Annotated in this window: 21 protein-coding genes; 8 read left to right on the plus strand and 13 right to left on the minus strand. The window is 71.2% G+C overall.

What is annotated here, in order from left to right:
• Positions 1-394 precede the first annotated feature (394 nt).
• From araA to AB6V31_RS14690, 4 genes are all read right to left on the minus strand, one after another.
• Positions 395-1,906: an L-arabinose isomerase gene (araA, locus tag AB6V31_RS14675; protein ID WP_369366518.1), complete on the minus strand. Its 1,512-nt coding sequence runs from the start codon at positions 1,904-1,906 to the stop codon at positions 395-397.
• 17 nt (positions 1,907-1,923) lie between these two features.
• Positions 1,924-3,507, minus strand: coding sequence for a xylulokinase (locus AB6V31_RS14680; protein ID WP_369366520.1), 1,584 nt, complete (start codon positions 3,505-3,507; stop codon positions 1,924-1,926).
• Positions 3,504-4,220, minus strand: coding sequence for an L-ribulose-5-phosphate 4-epimerase (locus AB6V31_RS14685; RefSeq protein WP_056224118.1), 717 nt, complete (start codon positions 4,218-4,220; stop codon positions 3,504-3,506). Before AB6V31_RS14685 ends, AB6V31_RS14680 begins: the two co-directional genes overlap by 4 nt.
• A gap of 190 nt (positions 4,221-4,410) precedes the next feature.
• Positions 4,411-5,379, minus strand: a complete 969-nt coding sequence (locus tag AB6V31_RS14690) for a LacI family DNA-binding transcriptional regulator (RefSeq protein WP_369366521.1) — start codon at positions 5,377-5,379, stop codon at positions 4,411-4,413.
• 66 nt (positions 5,380-5,445) lie between these two features.
• Here AB6V31_RS14690 and AB6V31_RS14695 point away from each other — a divergent pair, with 66 nt between their 5' ends.
• On the plus strand, positions 5,446-6,183 hold the full coding sequence (locus AB6V31_RS14695; RefSeq protein WP_369366523.1) for a hypothetical protein: 738 nt from the start codon (positions 5,446-5,448) through the stop codon (positions 6,181-6,183).
• 73 nt (positions 6,184-6,256) lie between these two features.
• Here the strand turns inward: AB6V31_RS14695 and AB6V31_RS14700 are convergent, their stop codons facing one another.
• The 5 genes from AB6V31_RS14700 to AB6V31_RS14720 all read right to left on the minus strand — a co-directional run bounded on the left by AB6V31_RS14700 (position 6,257) and on the right by AB6V31_RS14720 (position 10,845).
• Complete coding sequence (locus AB6V31_RS14700; protein ID WP_369366525.1) at positions 6,257-6,406, minus strand: hypothetical protein; 150 nt, start codon at positions 6,404-6,406, stop codon at positions 6,257-6,259.
• Positions 6,407-6,549: 143 nt separating this feature from the next.
• On the minus strand, positions 6,550-7,944 hold the full coding sequence (xylB, locus tag AB6V31_RS14705; protein ID WP_369366527.1) for a xylulokinase: 1,395 nt from the start codon (positions 7,942-7,944) through the stop codon (positions 6,550-6,552).
• Between the two features lie 145 nt (positions 7,945-8,089).
• On the minus strand, positions 8,090-9,277 hold the full coding sequence (gene xylA / locus AB6V31_RS14710) for a xylose isomerase (protein WP_056224126.1): 1,188 nt from the start codon (positions 9,275-9,277) through the stop codon (positions 8,090-8,092).
• Positions 9,278-9,378: 101 nt separating this feature from the next.
• The gene (locus AB6V31_RS14715; protein ID WP_369366530.1) at positions 9,379-10,275 is read right to left on the minus strand and encodes a lipase family alpha/beta hydrolase; all 897 of its coding nucleotides are present in this window, start codon (positions 10,273-10,275) and stop codon (positions 9,379-9,381) included.
• Between the two features lie 84 nt (positions 10,276-10,359).
• Positions 10,360-10,845, minus strand: coding sequence for a glutathione peroxidase (locus AB6V31_RS14720; protein WP_056224130.1), 486 nt, complete (start codon positions 10,843-10,845; stop codon positions 10,360-10,362).
• Positions 10,846-10,914: 69 nt separating this feature from the next.
• On the opposite strand from AB6V31_RS14720, the gene AB6V31_RS14725 reads away from it, so the two are divergent.
• On the plus strand, positions 10,915-12,075 hold the full coding sequence (locus AB6V31_RS14725; protein ID WP_369366532.1) for an ROK family protein: 1,161 nt from the start codon (positions 10,915-10,917) through the stop codon (positions 12,073-12,075).
• 86 nt (positions 12,076-12,161) lie between these two features.
• Complete coding sequence (locus AB6V31_RS14730; RefSeq protein ID WP_369366534.1) at positions 12,162-13,409, plus strand: D-arabinono-1,4-lactone oxidase; 1,248 nt, start codon at positions 12,162-12,164, stop codon at positions 13,407-13,409.
• Positions 13,410-13,513: 104 nt separating this feature from the next.
• On the opposite strand, the gene AB6V31_RS14735 is transcribed toward AB6V31_RS14730, so the two are convergent.
• Complete coding sequence (locus AB6V31_RS14735) at positions 13,514-14,242, minus strand: SDR family oxidoreductase (RefSeq protein ID WP_074695256.1); 729 nt, start codon at positions 14,240-14,242, stop codon at positions 13,514-13,516.
• Between the two features lie 238 nt (positions 14,243-14,480).
• Between AB6V31_RS14735 and AB6V31_RS14740 the strand changes: the two genes are divergently transcribed.
• The 5 genes from AB6V31_RS14740 to AB6V31_RS14760 all read left to right on the plus strand — a co-directional run bounded on the left by AB6V31_RS14740 (position 14,481) and on the right by AB6V31_RS14760 (position 19,733).
• Positions 14,481-15,167 carry a nucleoside/nucleotide kinase family protein gene (locus tag AB6V31_RS14740; RefSeq protein WP_369366536.1) on the plus strand — a complete coding sequence of 229 codons (687 nt, stop codon included), beginning with the start codon at positions 14,481-14,483 and terminating at the stop codon, positions 15,165-15,167.
• On the plus strand, positions 15,167-15,943 hold the full coding sequence (locus AB6V31_RS14745; RefSeq protein ID WP_369366538.1) for an ATP-binding cassette domain-containing protein: 777 nt from the start codon (positions 15,167-15,169) through the stop codon (positions 15,941-15,943). Before AB6V31_RS14740 ends, AB6V31_RS14745 begins: the two co-directional genes overlap by 1 nt.
• Positions 15,940-17,025, plus strand: a complete 1,086-nt coding sequence (locus AB6V31_RS14750; RefSeq protein WP_074695251.1) for an ABC transporter permease — start codon at positions 15,940-15,942, stop codon at positions 17,023-17,025. Before AB6V31_RS14745 ends, AB6V31_RS14750 begins: the two co-directional genes overlap by 4 nt.
• Before the next feature lie 75 nt (positions 17,026-17,100).
• Positions 17,101-18,090 carry an ABC transporter substrate-binding protein gene (locus AB6V31_RS14755; protein ID WP_369366597.1) on the plus strand — a complete coding sequence of 330 codons (990 nt, stop codon included), beginning with the start codon at positions 17,101-17,103 and terminating at the stop codon, positions 18,088-18,090.
• Positions 18,091-18,272: 182 nt separating this feature from the next.
• Positions 18,273-19,733: a mannitol dehydrogenase family protein gene (locus AB6V31_RS14760; RefSeq protein ID WP_369366539.1), complete on the plus strand. Its 1,461-nt coding sequence runs from the start codon at positions 18,273-18,275 to the stop codon at positions 19,731-19,733.
• Between the two features lie 13 nt (positions 19,734-19,746).
• On the opposite strand, the gene AB6V31_RS14765 is transcribed toward AB6V31_RS14760, so the two are convergent.
• From AB6V31_RS14765 to AB6V31_RS14775, 3 genes are read right to left on the minus strand one after another with little or no spacing between them, the layout of a single operon-like run.
• Positions 19,747-20,883 carry an alpha/beta hydrolase family protein gene (locus AB6V31_RS14765; protein ID WP_369366541.1) on the minus strand — a complete coding sequence of 379 codons (1,137 nt, stop codon included), beginning with the start codon at positions 20,881-20,883 and terminating at the stop codon, positions 19,747-19,749.
• Positions 20,880-21,803, minus strand: a complete 924-nt coding sequence (locus tag AB6V31_RS14770; RefSeq protein WP_143017896.1) for a hypothetical protein — start codon at positions 21,801-21,803, stop codon at positions 20,880-20,882. Before AB6V31_RS14770 ends, AB6V31_RS14765 begins: the two co-directional genes overlap by 4 nt.
• A complete protein-coding gene (locus tag AB6V31_RS14775; RefSeq protein ID WP_369366543.1) occupies positions 21,800-22,264 on the minus strand; it encodes a hypothetical protein in 465 nt (154 codons plus the stop codon). Before AB6V31_RS14775 ends, AB6V31_RS14770 begins: the two co-directional genes overlap by 4 nt.

The following is a 22,264-nucleotide window of genomic DNA, read 5'->3' on the forward strand; positions in this document are numbered from 1 at the left end:
ACCGTGCAAGGTCGAACGGTATTCCTCGGCCGGGTTCCGGCCCGGCGCCGACCACAGGTTCCTCCGTGCCCCGGATGCCACGGCATCCATGTCCTTAAAAACCCTGGCTGGACACCCCGCCAGCCGCACAATCTGGGACACACCCCCACCGAAATGGGGACACGCCCCTCAGCACCGGATGCCGCGGCATCCATGTCCCGACAAATGCAGACTGAGCCGGCCACACCAAAAAGTGCCCCGGATCCGGGGCGGCCCACCGCCACCACGGATCCGGGGCACGGTCCGCTCGCCGAGGCGGTAAGGGGCACCTCGGCGAGCGGGGCGCGTCCCGAGCGAACGGGAGGCGCACGCGCCGCGTCACCCCGGGGCAGTGCGGCACCCGGGGTGACGGGTCTTACAGGCCCTGGGCCAAGCGGTAGTACGCCTGGTTCCAGCGCAGTTCGCTCTGGAAGCCGCGGACCGTGGTGTCGTCGTCGATCACGACGAGCTCGGTCTTGGCGATCTCGGCGAAGTCGCGGAACACCTCGATGCCCACGGCCGTCGTCATGACGGTGTGGTGCGCGGCGCCCGCGGCGAGCCAGCAGCCGGCCGAGGTCGCGAAGTCGGGCGCGGGCTTCCACACGGCGCGGCCGACGGGGAGCTTCGGCAGGTCGGGGGCATCGACGTTCTCGACGACGTTGGCGACCAGGCGGAAGCGGTCGCGCATGTCGCTCATCGCGACGACCAGCGCGGGGCCCGCGTCGGCGGTGAAGACCAGGCGCACCGGGTCGTCCTTGCCGCCGATGCCGAGCTCGTGGATCTCGAGGCGGGGCTTCTTCGTGGTCAGCGAGGGCGAGACCTCGAGCATGTGCGCCCCGAGGATGCGCTCGTTGCCGGGGACGAGGTCGTAGGTGTAGTCCTCCATGAGCGAGGCCCCACCGGGGAGGCCCGCACCCATGACGTTCGCGACGCGCACGAGGATCGCCGTCTTCCAGTCGCCCTCGGCGCCGAAGCCGTAGCCCTCGGCCATGAGGCGCTGCACCGCGAGACCGGGCAACTGCTTCAGCGCGCCGAGGTCTTCGAACGAGGTGGTGAAGGCACCGAAGCCGCCCTCCTCGAGGAACGAACGCAGGCCCAACTCGATCGCCGCACCGTCGCGCAGCGACTGGTGACGCGCGCCACCGGGGAGCAGTTCGTCGACGACGTCGTAGCTCTCGACGTACTCCTGAACGAGGGCGTCGATGTCGGCATCCGATGCCTTCTCCACCGCCTCGACGAGCTCGTTGACGCCCCACGTGTTGACCTGCACGCCGAAGCGCAGCTCGGCCTCGGTCTTGTCGCCCTCGGTGACGGCGACGTAGCGCATGTTGTCGCCGAAGCGCGCGAGCTTGAGGGTGCGGGCGGCGGTCCAGCCGGCGGCGGCGCGCTCCCAGTCCTCGATCTGCTGGCGCACGGCCGGGTTCGACACGTGGCCGACGACCGTCTTGCGCGAGACGCCCAGGCGCGTCTGGATGTACCCGAACTCGCGGTCGCCGTGGGCGGCCTGGTTGAGGTTCATGAAGTCGAAGTCGATGTCGTTCCACGGCAGCTCCACGTTGGCCTGCGTGTGCAGGTGCAGCAGCGGCTTCTGCAGGGCGTCGAGGCCGGCGATCCACATCTTCGCGGGGCTGAAGGTGTGCATCCAGGCGATGACGCCGATGACGTCGTCGCGGCCGTTGATCTCGAGCGCCATGCGGCGGATGCTGTCGGAGTCCTTCAGCACGGGCTTCCAGACGACCTTCACCGGCAGGCCGTCCAGTCCCTCGACGACCGCCTGCGACTGCTCGGCGACCTGCTTGAGCGTCTCTTCGCCGTAGAGGTTCTGGCTGCCGGTGACGAACCAGACCTCGTAGCCGTCGAGGTCGTTCTTGAGCTTCGTGCGCGTCATGTTTGTTCCTGTCGTTTTCAGAGGGATGCCACGGCGGCGGCCTCGACGGCGAGGCCTGCGCGGTAACGGTCGAGGTAGGACGAGAAGCCGGCCACGTCGGCGGGCTCGGAATCGGCGGTGACGATCGGGGCGGTGGCGAACACCGTTTCGCGCAGCCACTGGTCGAGGTCGCGGCCGGAGTCATCGGCGATGTAGGCGGCCAGTACGGCCATGCCCCACGCCCCACCCTCGGACGCCGTCTCGGCGACCGCGACGGGTGCATCGAGGGCGGCGGCGAGGAAGCGCTGGGCGACGCCCGCCGTGCGGAACATGCCGCCGTGCGCGTACATCTTGTCGAGCTGCACGCCCTCGCCGTGGAGCACGTCCATGCCGAGCGCGAGGGTGCCGAACACGCCGTACAGCTGCGCGCGCATGAAGTTCGGCAGCGTCAGACGGCTGTCGGGGGTGCGCACGACCAGCGGTCGGCCCTCGTCGAGACCCGCGATGGGCTCGCCCGCGAGGTGGTTGTAGGCGAGCAGCCCGCCGGCGTCGGCCTCGCCGTTCAGCGCCGCCTCGAAGAGCGCCGCGTAGGTGGCATCCGGGGTCACCGGGGTGCCGGCGGCGGCGGCGAACGCGGTGAACATGTTCGCCCACGCGGCCAGCTCGCTCGCGCCGTTGTTGCAGTGCACCATCGCGACCGCATCTCCTGCGGGCGTCGTGACGAGGTCAAGCTCGTGGTGCACCTCGGTGAGCGGGCGCTCGAGCACGACCATCGCGAAGATGCTCGTGCCGGCGCTGACGTTTCCGGTGCGGGGAGCCACGGCGCAGGTCGCGACCATGCCCGTGCCCGCGTCGCCCTCGGGAGGAGCGAACAGGATGCCGGGGCGCAGGGTCCCGCTCGGGTCGAGCAGCGTCGCACCGGCATCGGTCAGCGCGCCGGCGGCGGTGCCCGCCACGAGCACGCGCGGCAGCAGGTCGTTCAGCGCGGGCACCCGGCCCGCGGCGCGCGCGTCGTAGCGCGCGACGAGCTCGGCGTCGTAGTCGCGGGTGGCGGAATCGATGGGGAACATGCCCGAGGCATCGCCCACGCCGAGCACCTTCTCACCGGTGAGCTTCCAGTGCACGTACCCGGCGAGGGTGGTGAGGAAGCGGATCTCGGGCACGTGCGGCTCGGCGTCGACGACGGCCTGGTGCAGGTGCGCGATCGACCAGCGGAGCGGGATGTTCACGCCCAGGAGCTCGGTGAGCTCGGCCGCCGCGACACCGGTGTTGGTGTTGCGCCAGGTGCGGAAGGGGGCGAGCAGCTCCCCGTCGGCGTCGAACGCGAGGTAGCCGTGCATCATCGCCGACACGCCCATCGCGGCGTAGCGCTCGGGGGTGACGCCGAAGCGCTGCTGCACGTCGGCGACCAGTGCGGCGTAGGCGGCCTGCAGACCCGACCACACGGCATCCAGCGAATACGTCCAGAGTTTGTCGGCGTAGACGTTCTCCCACTCGTGGGAGCCGGTGGCGAGCACCTCGGCGTCGGGGCCGATCAGGCACGCCTTGATGCGGGTGGAGCCGAGCTCGATGCCGAGGCTGGCGCGGCCCTCTTCGAGCAGTGCGGTGGTGTGGGCGGTCATCGGCGGTCGTCCGTGCTCTGTCCGTAGACGTTCTGGTAGCGGTTGTAGAGGGCGTCGATCTTGTCCTGCGGGATCGGGATGAGCGGGCCCGCCTCACGCGCGATGTGCACGGTGCGGGCGACGTCTTCGAGCATGACGGCGGCCTTGACGGCGTCCTTCGCGTTCGTGCCGATCGTGAAGGGACCGTGGTTCTGCATGATCACGCCGCGCGAGCGGTGTCCGCGCAGGGTCTCGACGATGCCGCGGCCGATCGAGTCGTCGCCGATGATCGCGAACGGGCCGACCGGGATGGGTCCGCCGAACTCGTCGGCCATCGCGGTGATGACGCAGGGGATCTCTTCGCCGCGGGCGGCCCAGGCGACGCCGTAGGTGGAGTGCGTGTGCACGACCCCGCCGACCTCGGGCATGTTCCGGTACACGTAGGCGTGCGCCGCGGTGTCGCTCGAGGGGCTGCGCTCGGAGCCGGGCGTGCCGGGGATCGCGTTGCCGTCGAGGTCGCAGAGAATCATGTTCTCGGGAGCCAGGTCGTCGTACGAGACGCCGGAGGGCTTGATGACGAACAGGTCGGCGCCGGGCACGCGACCCGAGACGTTGCCGCCGGTCCAGACGATGAGGTTGTAGCGCACGAGCTCGGCGTGCAGTTTCGCGACGTCGGCGCGGACGGCGTCGATCGCCTCCTGCACCTCGGGCGCGAACGTGGCGGCATCGGACACGCGTGTCTCCTTCGACGGGTTCGGGTGGGGCCGGTTCGATGTTACCGGTAACATCGCGTCTTCGCGAGGGGCGGATGCCGGTGGCCGGGCTGACCCGCGCCGAGATCACGCGCAATCGCCGAGATGACCGACGATGGGGGCGAAAGGCCGGTCATCTCGACGACAGACGGTCACCTCGACGGGGAGACCCTCAGCGCGGCGGGGCCGTCGAGTCGCGCACGACCAGCACCGGTGCGGCCGGAGACGCCGAGGCGTCGCCGAGCACGGCCGCGACCGCGTGCGCGGCCTCGCCCTCGACGTCGAGGCGGACGGTCGTGAGCGCGGGGGTGTAGAACGCGGCATCCGGATTGTCGTCGAATCCCGCGATCGACACATCGGCGGGCACCACGAGCCCTCGGGCGGTGAGCCCCGCGATGAGCCCGAGGGCCATCTGGTCGTTCGCGACGGCGACGGCCGTGGCCCCGTCTCGCACGAGGTCGGCGACAGCCCCGGCGAGGGCGAAGCCGGACGCCGCGCTCCAATCCCCCTCCGCGCGACCGACGAGGGCGAGGTCGAGGCGCGCCACGGCGTCCCCCACTCCCGCCGTTCGGGCGAGGGCTTCGCGCCAATCGGAGGGGCCGGCGACCTCGACGATCCGGCGATGGCCGAGGCCGGCGAGGTGGGTCGCGACGAGGGCGGCGGCGTCACGTTGGCGGGCCCCGGACTCGCCGTACAGCGGCACGATGGGCACGTCGTATCCCTCGAGCGGAGTGGACCCGTGCGCCGCGACCAGCACGATCCCGTCGACCCCCTGATCGAGCAGGTGCCGCACCGCGGCGTCGATGTCGGCGGGGTCGTCGGAGTCGGTGTACGCCGTCGAGATCCACCGCCCGCGCGTCCGCGCCGCCCGCTCCAGAGCGGCGATGCCGGCCGAGGGCCCGTGGAGCACGGCATCGGATGCCACGACCCCCACCGTTCGCGTCAAGCTCGTGCCCAGCGCTCGCGCGGCGTTGTTGACGCGGTAGTCGAGGTCGGCGACAGCGGCGAGCACGCGCTCGCGCGTGCTGTCGCGGATGCCCGCGTAGCCGTTGAGCACGCGCGAGACGGTCTGCGTCGAGACCCCCGCGGCGGCGGCGACCTCGCGCACGCCGATGCGCTTGCCCCCGACCTCGCCGCTCATGGTCCCTCACAGTAGCGGCGCGCAACCCCCTCGGCCGACCGCGCCCGAGTGGGGTGCGATGGCGCGATGACCCCGGGCACCGGCAGCCCCCGTCTCTCGTCGACTCCCGTGGCGCGAGCGTTCGGCGCGGTTCTGAGCGGAGCGTTCGCGCTCGGACGGCGACTGCGCCACCCCCGCCCGATCCATCCGCGCGGGGCGGTGTTGAGCGGGCACGTGCGATGGATTCCGGATGCCGAGCCCTCGGGCATCGCGTGGATCGATCGCACCCCCGATGGGCCGGTGCCGGTGGTCGCCCGTGTGTCCCGGTCGATCGGCCTGCCCGCGCCGCTGCCCGACATCGTGGGGCTCGCCCTTCGCGTCGAGGCGGACGGGGAGCCCGCCGACATCGAACTCGCCTCGACCGGGTGGACGGTTCCGGCGCGGTTCGCTCTGCGCGCGCATCGCCGCGTCGAGCGCGCGCGCTTCGGCACGCTCTTCCCCTACCGCGGAACGCGCGGGCCCGTCCTGGTGGGCGCGCGGACACGGAGGGGACGTCCGGCGGCGACCGACCCGCGAGAGCTCAGAGCCGCGGACGAACGCACGTGGTCGCTCGCCCTGGGGCATGCCACGGCGCTCGGGGCGTGGCATCCTTTCGCCGTCGTCGACCTGCGTCTCGACGATGATCAGGACGACACCGGGTTGCGGTTCGATGCGGTCCGGCATCCGTTGCCCGGCTCTCACGCCTACGCCTGGGTGCGGGCCGCGCGGCAGCCGTCCTACGCTCGCGTGCAGCCGGCGCACCCGGAGGTGAGGATGCCACGCTGAGCGGCGAGATCGCTCGATCCCCCTGCGTCGGCACAGACCGCGACCTCGGAGCCACGCGGCGGTCGGAGCCCCCTCAGCCGGCCGCGGCCGGGACGTATCTCGGCACCCCGTCGACGTCCCCCTCGCGCAGCCAGGTCAGCCCCTCGGCCTCGATGAGATCGTCGACCGCGTCGATCTCGATGTCGCGCGAGAAGGTGGGCGCGTGCAGGTGGATGCGAGTCATGCGCGCACGCTAAGCCGCAGCAGGGTCGAGCGCCAGACCGTTGACCGCGCGGGAGCGCTCCCGCAGACGAGAGTCCGCCGACGCCCCCCTTACAAGACGTCGACGGACCCGGTCCTACTCTGGCCCGCTCGCGGGCGAGAAATCTACTGTTCCGAGGCGCGGAGTGCGGCGATCACGTCGTAGCGCTCGCGGATCTCGGGTCGGTGGTCGGGTTCGACCGTGCGGGTCATCGCGACCGTCCAGTCGACGGGCCCGCCCGCGAGCACCCCCGCCGCCTGGCGGGCCGCACCGAGCGCGACGTACTCCCCCGCGGCGGGGACGACGATCTCGGCGTCGAACACCTGCGCGGCGATGCGGGCCACTCCCTCGTTCGCCGCTGCGCCGCCGATGAGCAGCACGCGGTGCACCTCGACACCCTGCGCCTGGATCGCCTCGAGCCCGACGGCGAGACCGCTCAGCATGCCCTCGATGGCCGCGCGCGCGAAATTCGGTCGGTTCGTGGATGCCAGGGTCAGGCCGGTCAGCGAGGCCTGCGCGTGCGGCAGGTTGGGCGTGCGCTCACCCTCGAACCACGGCACGAGCACCACGCCGCCGGCACCGGGCTCGGCCTCGAGAGCCAGAGCGCCGAGCTCGTCGTGGGAGACGCCGAGGAGTCCCGCGAAGGCGTCGAGCACCCGGGCGGCGTTGAGGGTGGCCACGAGCGGCAGGAAGCGCCCCGTGGCGTCGGCGAAGCCGGCCACCGCGCCGGTCGCGTCACGGGCCGGGGTGTCGGTGACGGCGAACACCGTGCCCGAGGTGCCGAGCGAGACGACCACGTCGCCCACGCCGGCTCCGAGGCCGAGCGCTGCGCCGGCATTGTCTCCCGCGCCGGGACCGACGAGCGCGCCGCCGGGCAGCGTTCCGGCGCTCTCCCACGGGCCGAGCACGCGCGGCAGCACGGCGTCGCGTCCCAGGGCACGGCGGAACAGGTCGAGGTCGTAGCCGTCGGCGCCCCAGTAGGCGGTGCCCGAGGCGTCGGACCGGTCGGTGATGAGCTCCTCGAGAACGGCGTTGCCCGGGCCGAACCCGCGCAGACGCCAGGTCAGCCAGTCGTGCGGCAGGGCCACGGCGGCGACGCGCGCGGCGTTGTCGGGCTCGGCGTCTCGCAACCAGCGGAGCTTGGTGCCCGTGAACGAGGCGACCGGCACGGCTCCCGTGCGCTCGGCGAACGCCTCGGCGCCCACCTCGTCGATGAGGTCGCGCGCGGCCTGCGCCGACCGGGTGTCGTTCCACAGCAGAGCGTCGCGGATGACGGCACCCTCGGCGTCGAGCACGACCATGCCGTGCTGCTGACCCGCGATCGACACCGCGGCGACATCGTCGAGACCGCCGGCCTGGGCAATGGCATCCTGCAGCGCCTTCCACCAGGCCTCGGGGGCGACCGACGTACCGGCGGGGTGCGACGCTCGCCCCCCTCGCACGACCTTCCCGGTCTCGGCGTCGACGACGACGACCTTGCACGACTGCGTCGACGAGTCGACTCCCATGACGAGCGCCATGCTCACTCCTCTTGTCCTCGCCGCAACAGTGCGGCATCCCGTTCAGTGTCCACGACACGCCGTCTCGCACGAGCGCGATGCGGCACGTCCTGGACACTCGACGGAAAGAGGGCCCGGATGCCGTGGCATCCGGACCCCATCCGACTCAGCGTGCGCCGAGCAGGTGCTCGGTGGCGAGCTGCTGCAGGCGGACGAAGCCGAAGCCCTTGCCGCCGAGGTACGCGTCGGTGTCGAAGTCCTCGTAGGCCGAGCGGTCGGCGAGGAAGTCGTCGTAGGTCTCGCCCTCGTTCAGCGTCGGCTGGGCGAGCTCGGCGACCTTGGCGGCCTCGAGAGCTGCCTGCACCTCGGGGTCGGCGCGGAAAGCCGCGGCGCGCTCCTTGAGCAGCAGGTAGGTGTTCATGTTGGCCGACACGGAGTCCCAGACACCGGTCTCGTCCTCGGTGCGCGAGGGCTTGTAGTCGAAGTGACGGGGGCCGTCGTACGCGGGCACGCCGCCGGGGCCGCCGTTCTCGAGCAGGTCCACGAGGGCGAACGCGTTGTGCAGGTCGCCGTGGCCGAACACGAGGTCCTGGTCGTACTTGATGCCGCGCTGACCGTTGAGGTCGATGTGGAAGAGCTTGCCGTGGTACAGCGCCTGGGCGATGCCGGCGGCGAAGTTCAGACCCGCCATCTGCTCGTGGCCGACCTCGGGGTTCAGGCCCACCAGCTCGGGGCGCTCGAGCGAGTCGATGAACGCGATCGCGTGGCCGAGCGTGGGCAGCAGGATGTCGCCGCGGGGCTCGTTGGGCTTGGGCTCGATGGCGAAGCGGATGTCGTAGCCCTTGTCGGTGACGTAGTCGCCGAGCAGGTTGACGGCCTCGCGGTAGCGCTCGAGCGCCTGGCGGATGTCCTTCGCGGAGTCGTACTCGGCGCCCTCGCGGCCGCCCCACATGACGAAGGTCTTCGCGCCGAGCTCGGCGGCGAGGTCGAGGTTGCGCAGCACCTTGCGCAGCGCGAAACGACGCACCTGGCGGTCGTTCGAGGTGAATCCGCCGTCCTTGAAGACGGGGGCCGAGAAGAGGTTGGTGGTCACCATCGGCGTGACGATGCCGGTGTCGCTCATCGCGCCCTTGAGGCGGTCGATCTGCTTCTGACGCTCGGCGTCGGTGGAGCCGAACGCGAAGAGGTCGTCGTCGTGGAAGGTCAGGCCGTAGGCGCCGAGCTCGGCGAGCTTCTCGACGACGTGCACGACGTCGAGGGGCTCACGCGTGGGGCCGCCGAAGGGGTCGGTGCCGTTGTAGCCGACGGTCCAGAGACCGAACGAGAACTTGTCGTCGCGGGTGGGGGTGGGCATTCCTGCTCCTTCGCATGGACGCACGAGCGCGCGGTGGCGCGCAGCGGGTTTGTTGGTGCTCACAACATATATCCCGGATGCCGCGACGTCCAGCGTTCGCGTCAGATTCCCCGGGCGGCGTCGACCACCTCGAAGACCCGTGGGTCCCACGTCAGAGCGCGCTCCCACGGCAGGCCGAACGCGTCGGCGAAGAAGATGCTGTGGACGTGGTCGGGGAACGAGTGCCGATCGATGCGGGGAACGACCGCCGCCGGCACGTCGTCGGCGCGACCGCTGCGCAGCGACACGAGCCCGTCGTGCGGCCAGAGCTGTACCGGCTCGGTGGAGGCTGCGAAGAATCCCGCCCCGATCGCCGTGACCGCGACGTCGTCGAGCACGCCCGCCTGCGCGTCGTTCCAGGTGCGGAGGAACCGCCGCGACACCTGCTCGGCCGCTCCCTGGGAGTTCGCCGCGGCGTAGGCCCGCGCCTGGTCGAGGATCGTCGTGGTGGCCGGGTCGCCGTGCGCGTCGGCATCCGTGATGTCGCCCGCGACGGCGTCGCCGAGCACCGCGCCGTCCCACGGCGTTCCGAGGGTGACGAGGCGATCCACCCGCGGGCCCGCTCCGGCCAGCTCGCGGATCGCCGCGCGAGAGAACAGGCCGCCCATGGAGTGCGCGACGAGATCGACATTCGAAACGGCGTACTCGGCGGCGAGCCACCGCAGGAAGGCGGCGAGCGCGACGCCGGCGTCGTCGACCGCGCCGACGGCGTTGATCGTCAGCTCGGCAGGCAGCACGACCGGCACCTCGCCGAAGCCCTGCCACCCGGCATCCGCCTCGACCGTCCCCGCGCCGATACGGGCGGGAGCGGTGAAGACCTGCCGCCCGGCCGCACGGTAGTGCTCGCGGAGGGCGGTGAGGGTGTTGCCCGCCGCGAGCCCCGACCCGGCACCCCGGTCGGTGTCGGTGAACGGGGTGACGGCGGCGCCGCCGGAGACGAGAACGACGGCGTCGGCCACGGCAACTCCTCAGGGTCGGATGCGCTCAGATTAGGGCACGCCTCCGATACGCGGGGGACGCCCGCGCGCATGGCTCAGGAGGGATCAGGCCGGGAGCGCGTCCTCGATCGCGGCGACGACCTCGGGGGCGTCGGGCAGCGTCCGGGGGCTGAAGCGGGTCACCCGGCCGTCGGGGGCGACGACGAACTTCTCGAAGTTCCACGAGATGCGGCCGGTCTTGCCCTCGGCATCCGGAGTCGTCGTGAGCTCCTTGTACAGGGGGTGCGCGCTGCGCCCGTTGATCTTGACCTTCTCGGACATCGGGAAGGTCACGCCCCACGTCGCGGAGCAGTACTCGGCGATCTTGTCCTCGTCGCTGAGCTCCTGCAGGAACTGGTTGCTGGGGAAGCCGATCACCGTGAAGCCGCGGTCGGCGTACTTCTTGTGCAGCGCCTCGAGTGCCTCGTACTGCGGCGCGAGCCCGCACCGCGACGCGACGTTCACCACGAGGGCCGCCTTGCCGTCGGTCAGCTCGCCGAAGGTCGTCTGCTCGCCGCGGATGGTCGTGATGGGGATGCCGGAAAGGTCCATGTTCCGATCCTGGCACCGCGTTGTTGTGGTCGGGGTGGGAATCGGCCCCGCCCGTGGCACAGTGGTCGGATGGTCACCGCGGGAAGCCGGGGCGACGGCATGCGCCGCGCCAATCTGGCCCTCGTGCTGCGCACCGTGCACCGTGAAGGACCGCGCTCGCGCGCCGCGCTGACCGAGGCGACGGGCCTGAACCGCTCGACCATCGCCGACCTCGTGGGAGAACTGCAGCGCGCGGGACTCGTGGTCGAGCGGGCGTCGGACGCACAGGGGCGCGTCGGCCGCCCCTCCCCCATCGTCGAGCCCGACCCGCGGGTCGTCGCCGTCGCCGTGAACCCCGAGGTCGACGCCCTCGACATCGCAGCGGTCGCCCTCGACGGGTCGATCGTCGCGCGCGAGCGCCTCGAGCAGTCGGCGCTGCTCACCCCCGAGCGCACCGCAGAGCTCGTCGGCATCCGTCTCGATGTCTGGCGCCGCGGGCCGCTCGCCGACTCCCGCCTCACCGGCGTGGGCGTCGCCGTCCCCGGTCCGGTGCGCGCGTCCGACGGTCTCGTGCGCGAGGCTCCGCACCTCGGTTGGACCGACGCCGCCCTCGCCGGTCTGATGACGGATGCCACGGGGCTCACGACCCATGTCGCCAACGACGCGGCGCTGGGAGCCGTGGCCGAGCACCTGTTCGGTGCCGCGCGCGGCGTGCACGACGTCGTCTACCTCAACGGCGGCGCGAGCGGTATCGGCGGGGCGGTCATCGTCGGCGGGATGCCGCTGGGCGGGGCAGGCGGCTACGCCGGGGAGTTCGGGCAGAACAGACCCGGCATCGCCGACCCCGACGATCGGCGCGCACCCGAGGGCGTGCTCGAAGACGAGGTCAGCCGATCGCTTTTGCTGCGCGCGCTCGGCATCGACGCCGCCGACGACGCGGCCCTCGCGGCGGCGCTCACCCGCAGCACCGACCCGACGGTGCGGGCGGAGACCGATCGGCAACGCCGCATTCTCGCCACGGCCCTCGCCAACGCCGCGAACGTGATGAATCCCGCGGTGATCGTGCTCGGCGGGTTCCTCGCGATCCTCGGCGAGCTCGACCTGGCCGGTCTCGACGCCGCGGTGCGCGCGCAGACGATCCCCGCGTGCGCGGAGGGGCTGCGTGTGGCCGCCGCCGAGCTCGGCGAGAACCGCCTGCTCGTCGGCGCGGCCGAGGCCGTGTTCGAGGCCGCGCTCTTCCCCGCGCGCTGAGCGCGAAACTCTCCTCGAAACCTCGCGCCCGACCCCGATGCCGGCGGTCCGGGGCAGGATGGGTGAGCGACGACGCGAGGAGAACCATGATCGAGACACGTTCCGCCGGAGCCACCTGGTCGGGCAACCACCGGTACCACGCCACCGAGGTGCTGCTGCCCACCGGGCCCGACGAACTGGCCGAGGTCGTGGCATCCGCGGATCATCTGCGCGTGCAGGCGACCCGCCACACCTTCAACGACGTCGCCGACAGCGAGGGCGCACTCGTCTCGCTCGAGAAGATGCCTACGCGCATCGACATCGCAGGCAGCAGGGTGCGCGTCGAAGGGCTCGTGACCTTCGCCCAGCTGGCGCCCGTGCTCGAGGCCGAGGGCCGAGCGCTGCACAACCTCGGTTCGCTCCCCCACATCTCGGTGGCGGGTGCGACGGCGACCGGCACGCACGGCTCGGGCGTGCGCAACGGCAATCTCTCGAGTGCCGTGACGGGCGTCGAGCTGATGGATGCCGACGGCCGCACGCACCGCATCGACGAGGACCACCCGTGGTTCGGCGCGGCGGCCCTCAGCATCGGCGCCCTGGGTGTGGTCACCGCGGTCGAGCTGCGCACCGAACCGACCTACTCCGTCACGCAGCAGGCGTACACCGGAGTCGCGTGGGACGACATCGTGGCGGATCCGATCGCGGTACTCGGTGGCTCGCGCAGCGTCAGCATCTTCACGACCTGGGGAGACCCCGCGCACGACCTGGTCTGGGCCAAGAGCGACACGGGCTCGCCGTCGTGGGTCGAAGAACTCGGCGGGATCGCCATCGGCGACGACATCCATCTCGGCCGCATCCGCACCGTCGACAACACGACGCCGCGGGGCACCTCAGGGCCGTGGCACACGCGCCTTCCGCACTTCCGCGCCGACGCGCTGCCCAGCGACGGCGACGAGATCCAGTCGGAGTACTTCGTGCCCCTGGCCTCGGCGGCCGAGGCCCTTGCGGCCGTGCGCGAGATCGCCCCGGCCTTCGCGGAGCACCTGCTGGTGACCGAGTTGCGCACGGTCGCCGCCGATCGGCTGTGGCTGAGCCCCGCGTACGAGCGCGACGTGCTCGCCATCCACTTCACCTGGCGCAACGACACCGAGGGAGTGCTCTCAGCGCTGCCGCACATCGAGGCCGCTCTCGCGCCGTTCGATGCGCGACCGCACTGGGGCAAGGCGTTCACCATGCCCGGTGAGCGGATCCTGGCGACCCTGCCGCGTGCCCACGACTTCGATGCGGTCGCGCGCGAGGCGGACCCGCGCGGTGTCTTCCGCAACGCGTTCCTGCACCGCGTTTTCGCGGGCTGATCAGCCCGATCCAGGTCCCTGAGCCTGTCGAAGGACCGGTACCAACGCACGCGTCACCACGAGACGGCGCCGCCCACCGCGACGCCGCCTCACGGCATCCGGGATCAGCGGCTGGAGTAGCCGCCGTCGATGGGGAGCGAGACGCCCGAGATCATGCCGGCGCCGTCGCCGAGGAGGAACACGATCGGCGCCGCGATGTCGTCTTCGGTGGCCCACTTGTGCAGCGGCATGGCCTCGAGGAAGGGACCCTCGATGTCGGGACGACCCCAGTACCAGGCCGACATCGGGGTCATGACGACCGTGGGGTTCACGCTGTTGACGCGGATGCCGTAGCCACCGAGCTCGAGGGCCGAGACCCGCGTGATGTTGTCGAGGGCAGCCTTCGACGATCCGTACGAGATGTGACCGGTGAGGGCGACGAGGCTCGCCTGGCTGGAGACGTTCACGATCGCGCCGCCCTTGCCGACGCGGATCATCTCGCGCGAGGCGTACTTGGTGACCAGCAGCGAGCCGCGCGCGTTGATGCGCATGACCTTGTCGAAGACGTCGATGTCGGTGTCCATCGGGGTCGCGATCTCGCCACCCCAGCCGCCGCAGTTGACGACGCCGTAGATGTCGCGGCCCTCGATGGCCGCGCGGATCTCGTCTTCGGATTCGAGGTCGAACACCACGGGCTCGGCGCCGGTCTCGGCGCTGATCGCGGCGACGCTGTCGGCGTCGCGACCCGCGGCGAGGACCGTCGCGCCGGCGGCCACGAGGTGGCGCACGGTCGCGCCTCCGATGCCGCCACCGGCTCCGGTGACGAGGATGGTGCGGTCGGTGAGTTCGGTCATGGGTGGGCTCTTTCGCGGGTCCGGGAGTCGAGGACGACGGCGGTGTCGTCGCGGCCCATGATAACCACAGAATCACGCGGATGACTTCGGTGTCATGACGAATTGATCACGGGTGTTGACACCGGTGTCACGGTGGGCTTACCGTAACCGGAGTTCGACCGGTGGACACCCCCCGCCGGACCCGCTTCATCGACGCAGCACTCCGCCGTGGTGCGTCGCCCGGAAGGACCACACCGCTGTGACCCACACCTCGGAGAACGACGCGACGACCGCCACCGCGACCGTGCACCTCGACGACCTCGTCGCCCGCGCCCGGCAGCTCGCGGCGTCGGGCGAGCGGCGCATCCTGGGCGTGGCCGGCACCCCCGGCGCGGGCAAGTCGACCGTCAGCGACGCCCTGCTCGCCGCCCTCGGCGACGACGCGGTGCTCGTCGGCATGGACGGCTTCCACCTCGCCAATGAAGAGCTCGTGCGCCTCGGCCGGCGCGACCGCAAGGGCGCCCCCGACACCTTCGACGTCGAGGGCTACATCGCCCTGCTCGATCGCATCCGCGCCGGGCACGAGGTCTACGCCCCGCGCTTCGACCGCGGCCTCGAGGAGCCGATCGGCTCGGCGGTGCTCGTGCCCGCCCGTGTTCCACTCGTCATCACCGAGGGCAACTACCTGCTGCACGACGAGTTCGGGTGGGATGCCGTCGCCTCGCGCCTCGACGAGGTGTGGTTCCTCGACATCGACTCCCCCGCGCGCCGCGAGCGTCTCGTCGCGCGGCGCCTCTCCCACGACCACCCCTACGACGAAGCCGTCGCCTGGGTCCGCGAGGTCGACGAGCGCAATGCCCTCGTCGTCGAGCGCGGGCGCGACCGCGCCGACCTCGTCGTCACCGTCTCCGATGCCCCCGTCGGTCCCCCCGAAGGAGCTTTCTGATGAGCACCACCACGGCTACGCCCGTGCTGCAGGCGCGCGGCCTGTCGCGCCAGTTCGGATCCGTCCGCGCCCTCAACAACGTGGACTTCGAGGTCTACCCGGGGGAGGTCACCGCCCTGATCGGCGACAACGGCGCCGGCAAGTCGACGCTCGTCAAAGCCCTCTCGGGCAACCTCGCGGTCGACGAGGGCGAGATCCTCTTCGACGGCACGCCCATCGACATGTCGAACCCGCAGATCGCCTCCGGCCTCGGCATCGAGACCGTCTATCAGGACCTCGCTCTCGCCCCCCACCTCGACCCGGTGCAGAACATGTACCTGGGCCGCGAGATCCGCCGCCCCGGCCTCGCGGGAGCGCTGGGTTTCATGAAGACCAAGGACATGGCGACAGCCTCCCGCGACGCATTCGACGAACTCGGCGCCACCGTCCGCTCGCTCAGCTCGCCCGTCGGCGAGATGTCGGGCGGTCAGCGTCAGGCCATCGCGATCGCCCGCGCCGTGCACTGGGCCTCGCGAGTCGTGTTCCTCGACGAGCCGACCGCCGCCCTCGGTGTGCGTCAGACCAAGAACGTGCTCGAGACCATCCGGCGCGTGCGTGACAAGGGCATCGCCGTGGTCTTCATCTCGCACTCGATGCCGCACGTCATCGACGTCAGCGACCGCATCCAGGTCCTGCGCCTCGGAACCCGCGTCGCCAACATCAACGCCAAAGACACCTCCATGGAAGAGCTCGTCGGACTCATGACCGGCGCCGTCACGAAGGACGACCAGAAGTGAGCCTCAAGACTCCCCCGACCGAGACCGTCGCGATCGGCACGTTCGACGACAACAAGAAGACCAACCCGGTCGCCGCGGTCCTGCGCACGCAGGCGTTCCAGATCCTCCTGGTTCTGCTGGCGATCATCATCGTCTTCAGCATCATCGCGCCCGACTCGTTCGCGCAGTGGTCGAACTTCCGCCTCATCATCCAGAACGCCTCGATCCTCGCGGTGCTCGCCGTCGGCATGACCTACGTCATCATCACCGCCGGCATCGACCTGTCGGTCGGGTCCGTCCTCGTCTTCTCGGGGGTCGTGTCGGCCCTCGTCATGCGAGCGATGGGCGGCGAGGGGTGGGGCGTCGCCACGGTCGGCATCATCGTCGCGGTCCTGAGCGGCGTGTGCTGGGGCCTTTTCAACGGCTTCCTCATCGCGAAGGCGAAGATCCCGCCGCTCATCGTCACCCTCGGCTCGCTGGGCATGGCCCTCGGCCTCGCGCAGATCCTCACCGGCGGCGTCGACATCCGCGACGTCCCCACCGTGCTCACCGTCTCGATCGGCTACGGCAACGTGTTCGGATCCGTTCCGATCATCAGCGTCATCGCGCTCGTCGTGGTGCTGATCGGCGCTGTCGTCCTGCACTTCACGCGCTTCGGCCTCTACACGTTGGCCGTGGGCTCGAGCGAGATCGCCGCCCGCCGCGTCGGTGTGAAGGTCGACGCGCAGCTGATCAAGATCTACACGATCTCCGGCGCCCTGGCCGGGCTCGGCGGCATCCTGTCTCTCTCCCAGTTCTCCACGACCGCCATCGCCGGCCAGTCCCAGACCAACCTGAACGTCATCGCCGCTGTCGTGATCGGCGGCACCTCGCTCTTCGGCGGGGTCGGCACGATCATGGGCACCGTCGTGGGCCTGTTCATCCCCGCGGTGCTGCAGAACGGCTTCGTCATCACCGGCGTGCAGCCCTTCTGGCAGCAGGTCGCCGTCGGCGCGGTGCTGATCGCGGCGGTCTACGTCGACCAGGTGCGCCGGACCGCCGCAACCCGCGGCACCTCGCAGGGCCTCTGGCGCAAGTTCCTCAGCGGAGGTCGACGCGGCTGATCCGCGGCGGCATCCATTCCCTCTCCACCCCTTACCAACCCGACAGCAGTACTCCAGAAAAGAACGGTGATCACAATGAAGTGGAACAAGAAGGCGACCGCCCTGACGGTCTTCGGCATGGCGGCGACGCTGACCCTCGCGGGGTGCTCGGGCGGTGCGTCCTCGGGCGGTGCGTCCGGCGGCGCCGACGGCGGGTACAAGATCGCGTTCGTGCAGGGCGTCGCGGGAGATGAGTTCTACATCTCCATGCAGTGCGGCATCCAGGCCGAGGCCGAGAAGGAGGGGGCGACCGTCACCACCCAGGGCCCCGAGAAGTTCGACCCGACCCTCCAGAAGCCCATCGTCGACGCCGTCGTCGCCTCCAAGCCCGACGCGCTGCTGATCGCCCCCACCGACGTCTCGGCCATGCAGGCACCGATCGCGGCCGCTGAGGCCGCCGGCATCAAGGTCGTGCTGGTCGACACGACGCTGGAAGACCCCTCCGGCGCGGTCTCGCAGATCTCCTCCGACAACGAAGGCGGCGGCGCCGCGGCGTTCGAGGCGATCCAGAAGGCCAACCCCAGCGGCGGCAAGGTCCTCGTCGTCTCCACCGACCCGGGTGTCTCCACCACCGACGCCCGCGCGAAGGGCTTCGAAGACGCCGTCGCCAAGGACAGCAAGTTCAGCTCCGTGGGCGTGCAGTACTCCCACAACGAGCCCTCCACCGCCGCCGAGATCGTCACCGCGGCCCTGCAGAAGGACCCCGACATCGTCGGCATCTTCGCCGCCAACCTGTTCGCCGCCGAGGGCTCCGCCACCGGCGTCCAGCAGGCCGGCAAGCAGGGCCAGGTCACCATCGTCGGCTTCGACGCGGGCCCCGCCCAGGTCAAGGCCCTCGAGGCCGGCACCGTGCAGGCCCTCGTTGCGCAGGAGCCCGCCACCATCGGCGAAGACGGCGTCAAGCAGGCCATCGCCGCGCTGAAGGGCGAGAGCACCGAGGCCAAGATCCAGACCGGCTTCACGATCCTGACGAAGGACAACATCACCACCGACGGCAAGGACGCGGTCTACAAGTCCAGCTGCTGACACACCCCCTCTCGCGTGAGGGGTCACAAACGGTCGCCTGGGCCGCTCCGAAGCGACACCGAGTGACCCCTCACGCGAGATGAATCCCGGATGCCGGGACCCGGAGCGACTGCCCGGGTCCCGGCATCCGCCCCTCTGATCCCGCCCCACCCGCCCCTCCTCCACGAACCACGGAGCCCCGCATGACCGACCTCACCGCCGCCGCCCTCCCCTCCCTCGCGGCGAACGTCTCCGTTCCGACGTACGACAGGTCGGCCGTGCGCGCGCGCATCGTGCACTTCGGTGTGGGCGGCTTCCACCGGGCGCACGAGGCCATGTACCTCGACCGCCTGCTCGAAGCCGGCCACACCGAGTGGGGCCTGTGCGGAGTCGGGGTCCTGTCGTTCGACGCGGCCATGCGCGACGTCCTCGCCGCTCAAGACGACCTCTACACGCTCGTCACGACCGCGCCCGACGGGACCTCCACCGCCCGCGTCGTCGGCTCCATCGTCGAGTACCTCTTCGTGCCCGATGACCCCGAGGCCGTGGTCGCGAAGCTCGCCGCCCCCGACACCGCGATCGTCTCGCTCACCATCACCGAGGGCGGGTACGGCATCGACGACGCCACCGGCGCCTACGCCCCGCGCGACGAGGCGACGCTCGCCGACCTCGACGGTGCGACCCCGCCGCACAGCGTCATGGGTCTGCTCACCGAAGCTCTTCGCCGACGCCGGGATGCCGGCATCCCGGCCTTCACCGTCATGTCGTGCGACAACATCCAGGGCAACGGACACGTCGCCCGTGCCGCCCTGCTCGGGTTCGCCGAGCGGCGCGACGCCGAGCTGTCGAGCTGGATCGCCGAGAACGTGTCGTTCCCGAACTCGATGGTCGACCGCATCACGCCCGTGACCACCGACGAGACGCGCGACGCGATCGCCTCGGAGTTCGGCATCCGCGACCGCTGGCCGGTGCGCAGCGAGTCGTTCGAGCAGTGGGTGCTCGAAGACGCCTTCCCGGCCGGGCGCCCGCCGTTCGACGAGGTCGGCGTTCAGCTGGTCGACGACGTCGAGCCCTACGAGCTGATGAAGCTGCGCCTGCTCAACGCCTCGCACCAGGCCATGAGCTACCTCGGCATCCTCTCGGGCGCGCACTACGTGCACGAGGTGTGCACCGACCCGCTGTTCGTCGACTTCCTGCAGGGATACATGCACGAGGAGGCGATCCCGACGCTCCGCGCGGTCCCGGGGATCGACCTCGACGCCTACTGCAACCAGCTCATCGCCCGTTTCGGCAGTGAGGCGATCCGCGACACCCTTGCGCGCCAGGTCGTCGACGGCTCGGACCGCCTGCCGAAGTTCCTGCTGCCGGTCGTGCGTGAGCAGCTCGCCTCGGGCGGCCGCATCGACCACGCCGCGCTCGTGCTCGCGGGGTGGAGCGTCTTCCTCGAGGGGCGCACCGAGTCGGGCGAAGAGACGCCCGCGGTCGACAGCCGTCTCGACGAACTGCGGGCGATCGTCGCCGACGACCCTGCGTCGCTCCTCGACTACGCACCCGTCTTCGGCGACCTCGGGCAGAACCCGCGCCTGCGCGAGGCCTATCTCGCGGCGCGGGCGTCGCTGGCCGAGCGCGGGGCGCGCGGAGCGATCGCCGCCCTCGCCGACTGACGGCCCGGGCGGATCAGGTGCGCGGTCGGTTCCGCAGGAACCCCGCGATGGCGTCGTGGAACCGCGCCGGGTCCTGGTTCGCCTCGTTGCAGTGACCGGTCGCGTCGAACGCGACGAGCTCGGCCTCGGGATGCCGTTTCACGTACGCGAGCGACCCGCTCACCGGCACCACGGGGTCGCGCAGGCTGTGCACGATCAGGGTGGGGACGCGAGGCGCGGGCCGGGGACCGTCGACCCAGTTGAGCGCCGGGGCGTCCACGCCCTCGATGAGTCCGAGTGCTCGCGCGCCGAGGGCGCTGCCCAGGATGCGCATCGATGCCCCCGCCACCGAGCGCGGAAGGTGGGCGCCCGCGACGGCGTTCTCGACCACGCGCGTCCAGTCGAGGGCCGGCGCGACGAGCACGAGGGCCGTGACGCGGTCGCGGTGCGCCGATTGCTCGAGGGCGAGCATCGCGATCGTTCCCCCCATCGACCAGGCCACGAGCACGATCTCGCGCGCCCCCTGGTCGACGGCGTACGAGATCGCGTCGTCGACGTCTCTCCACTCGCGGGTCCCGAGCGTCGAGGGGAGGGAATCGGCGGGGGCGCACTCCTCGTCGCCCGCGTACGAGACGACGAGCGACATCCACCCCGCGTCGGCGGCGGCCGGGGTGGAGCGCAGGGCGCCGTTGCGGCTGGAGCGCAGGCCGTGGACGTGGATCGTCCAGCGTCCGTCCGCGGTGTCGCGATCGCCGATCTCCCAGGCCTCCGCGACTCCGCCGCGTCGAAGCGGCACCGAGACGTGTCGAGTGGGCCCGACCTCCTCGGGGGCGCCGATGCTCTGCGAGGTCCAGGTGGCCACGGCATCCCCGTCTTCGAGGCCCTCCGGTCGCGCCGCCAGCGCGCGCACGACCCGGTCCTTCCCGATGCGCAGCGGCTCGCCGACAACCAGGTGCCGACCGTCGTCGAGCCACAGGCCGTACGTACCCGGCTCGCGGCTCTCCAGCGTGGCCGGCACCGAGACGGTGTCGCCCGCGACAGTGATCGGGGCGTACACCTTCGGAGCGCGCGGCGCGATGAGACGGCGGGCGACGTAGCCGGCGACGGCCGTGTGAGCGAGGGCGAGAGTCGCGGCGGCGACTCCGGTGCCGACGGCGAGGGATCGGATCATGGGTGGACTCCGGTGGTTCGTCGGGTCAGGTGGGCGTCGATGTCGTCGAGCAGAGCGCGCTGAGGAGGGCTGAGCGGCGTCGAGGTGGCGATCGCGTCGTCTTCGACCGCGACCCGCAGGGCGTGAAGGCGCGTGTCGGCGACGGCATCGGCCGGGAGCCCGGGGAACGAGTCCACTCCGCGCTCCCGGGCGACCGGCTCGAGCCGCGCCAGTAGCTCATCGCCGCGGCGGCGGATGCGCGTCGTCGTGCGGGATGCCACGAAGATCCCGATCACGAAGGAGACGACCCCGAGGTAGAAGAGCGGATCGAACAGCGCACTGACCAGCGCGTCCGGCTCGAAGAACCGCGACAGCGTCAGGTCGAGGATCTCACTGAGGCACCCGAGAACGATCCCCACCGCCCCGACGCGGAAGAAGACGCGCGTTTTCGGCAGCGATCCGCGGGCCGAGCGGAACAGCAGCAGGCCGACGAGCGCGATACCCGCCATGTGCAGCACGCCGTACGCCCATGCGCCGGTCGAGGTCATCGCCGCATCCTCGAGGAACCGGAACGACGACGTCCCCCGCTCGGGGAGGGCGACGAAGAAGACCACCGCGAACAGCGCGCCGAGCAGGCCGGGGAACCACCACCGCAGGGTGCGGATACGCGCGCTCACCGGAGCGGTACCCGCCTGGATGCCGAGCCACAGCGCCACCATGGTGAGCACGTTCTGCACGAGCTTGAGGACGTTCGTTCCGCCGAGGAACCCGTCGAGGATCTCGAGGGGGATGACGGTGCCCTGCGTGAGCAGGGCGATGCAGCCGATGAGAGCGGCGAGCCACGCGATGCGCGCCCGCGGCTGGCGCCAGGCGACGCGGGCCCGGAGCACGACGACGAGAAGCAGCCCCGCCAGTGCCGCGTCGATCAGAAGGACGGTCACCACGACGACTCGGCCACCCTCGGCGAGGTGTACAGCAGGCGCGCGATCCGGTGCGCGATGTGCTCGGCGACGAGTTCCGCCTCGTACTCCGGCGTGGTCAACAGGGGGTTGTCATGGGGTGAGACCGAGGAACGCTCGTGCAGAGCGCCGGAGCAGTGGGCGTCGTCGAGGAGGTGCCCCAGTTCGTGGGAGGCGGCAAACTGGCTGTAGATCGCGGCATCCGAGGCTCGGACGTGGATGCTGCCCTCGCGTCGATCGGCGAAGTAGGTGAGGAAACCGGTCAACGTACCCCACCCCGCCGTGTCGGCCTCGGGGACGATGCGCAAGCGGATCTCGAGCGCCTGCTCGACCGCGTGGACGACCTGGTCGAAGGTCATGCCGGCGGCGAGACCGGCGCGCTGGATCGCGCGGTCGGCGCGCGCCTGCACACGGGCGAGCATCTCGTCCGCTTCCGTCACCAC

It is taken from the genome of Microbacterium sp. 16-032, from assembly GCF_041079455.1.
In the GTDB taxonomy this organism is placed as follows: Bacteria; Actinomycetota; Actinomycetes; order Actinomycetales; family Microbacteriaceae; genus Microbacterium; species Microbacterium testaceum_A.

Bases quoted from the DNA above. Each gene is read 5' to 3' on its own strand.
- AB6V31_RS14720 (WP_056224130.1), bottom strand. From the start codon at position 10,845: ATGGACCTTTCCGGCATCCCCATCACGACCATCCGCGGCGAGCAGACG.
- AB6V31_RS14680 (WP_369366520.1), bottom strand. From the start codon at position 3,507: ATGACCGCCCACACCACCGCACTGCTCGAAGAGGGCCGCGCCAGCCTC.
- AB6V31_RS14765 (WP_369366541.1), bottom strand. From the start codon at position 20,883: ATGATCCGATCCCTCGCCGTCGGCACCGGAGTCGCCGCCGCGACTCTC.
- xylB (WP_369366527.1), bottom strand. From the start codon at position 7,944: ATGGCGCTCGTCATGGGAGTCGACTCGTCGACGCAGTCGTGCAAGGTC.
- AB6V31_RS14735 (WP_074695256.1), bottom strand. From the start codon at position 14,242: ATGACCGAACTCACCGACCGCACCATCCTCGTCACCGGAGCCGGTGGC.
- AB6V31_RS14690 (WP_369366521.1), bottom strand. From the start codon at position 5,379: ATGAGCGGCGAGGTCGGGGGCAAGCGCATCGGCGTGCGCGAGGTCGCC.
- xylA (WP_056224126.1), bottom strand. From the start codon at position 9,277: ATGCCCACCCCCACCCGCGACGACAAGTTCTCGTTCGGTCTCTGGACC.
- AB6V31_RS14730 (WP_369366534.1), top strand. From the start codon at position 12,162: ATGATCGAGACACGTTCCGCCGGAGCCACCTGGTCGGGCAACCACCGG.
- AB6V31_RS14700 (WP_369366525.1), bottom strand. From the start codon at position 6,406: ATGACTCGCATCCACCTGCACGCGCCCACCTTCTCGCGCGACATCGAG.
- araA (WP_369366518.1), bottom strand. From the start codon at position 1,906: ATGACGCGCACGAAGCTCAAGAACGACCTCGACGGCTACGAGGTCTGG.
- AB6V31_RS14760 (WP_369366539.1), top strand. From the start codon at position 18,273: ATGACCGACCTCACCGCCGCCGCCCTCCCCTCCCTCGCGGCGAACGTC.
- AB6V31_RS14755 (WP_369366597.1), top strand. From the start codon at position 17,101: ATGAAGTGGAACAAGAAGGCGACCGCCCTGACGGTCTTCGGCATGGCG.
- AB6V31_RS14745 (WP_369366538.1), top strand. From the start codon at position 15,167: ATGAGCACCACCACGGCTACGCCCGTGCTGCAGGCGCGCGGCCTGTCG.
- AB6V31_RS14695 (WP_369366523.1), top strand. From the start codon at position 5,446: ATGACCCCGGGCACCGGCAGCCCCCGTCTCTCGTCGACTCCCGTGGCG.
- AB6V31_RS14725 (WP_369366532.1), top strand. From the start codon at position 10,915: ATGGTCACCGCGGGAAGCCGGGGCGACGGCATGCGCCGCGCCAATCTG.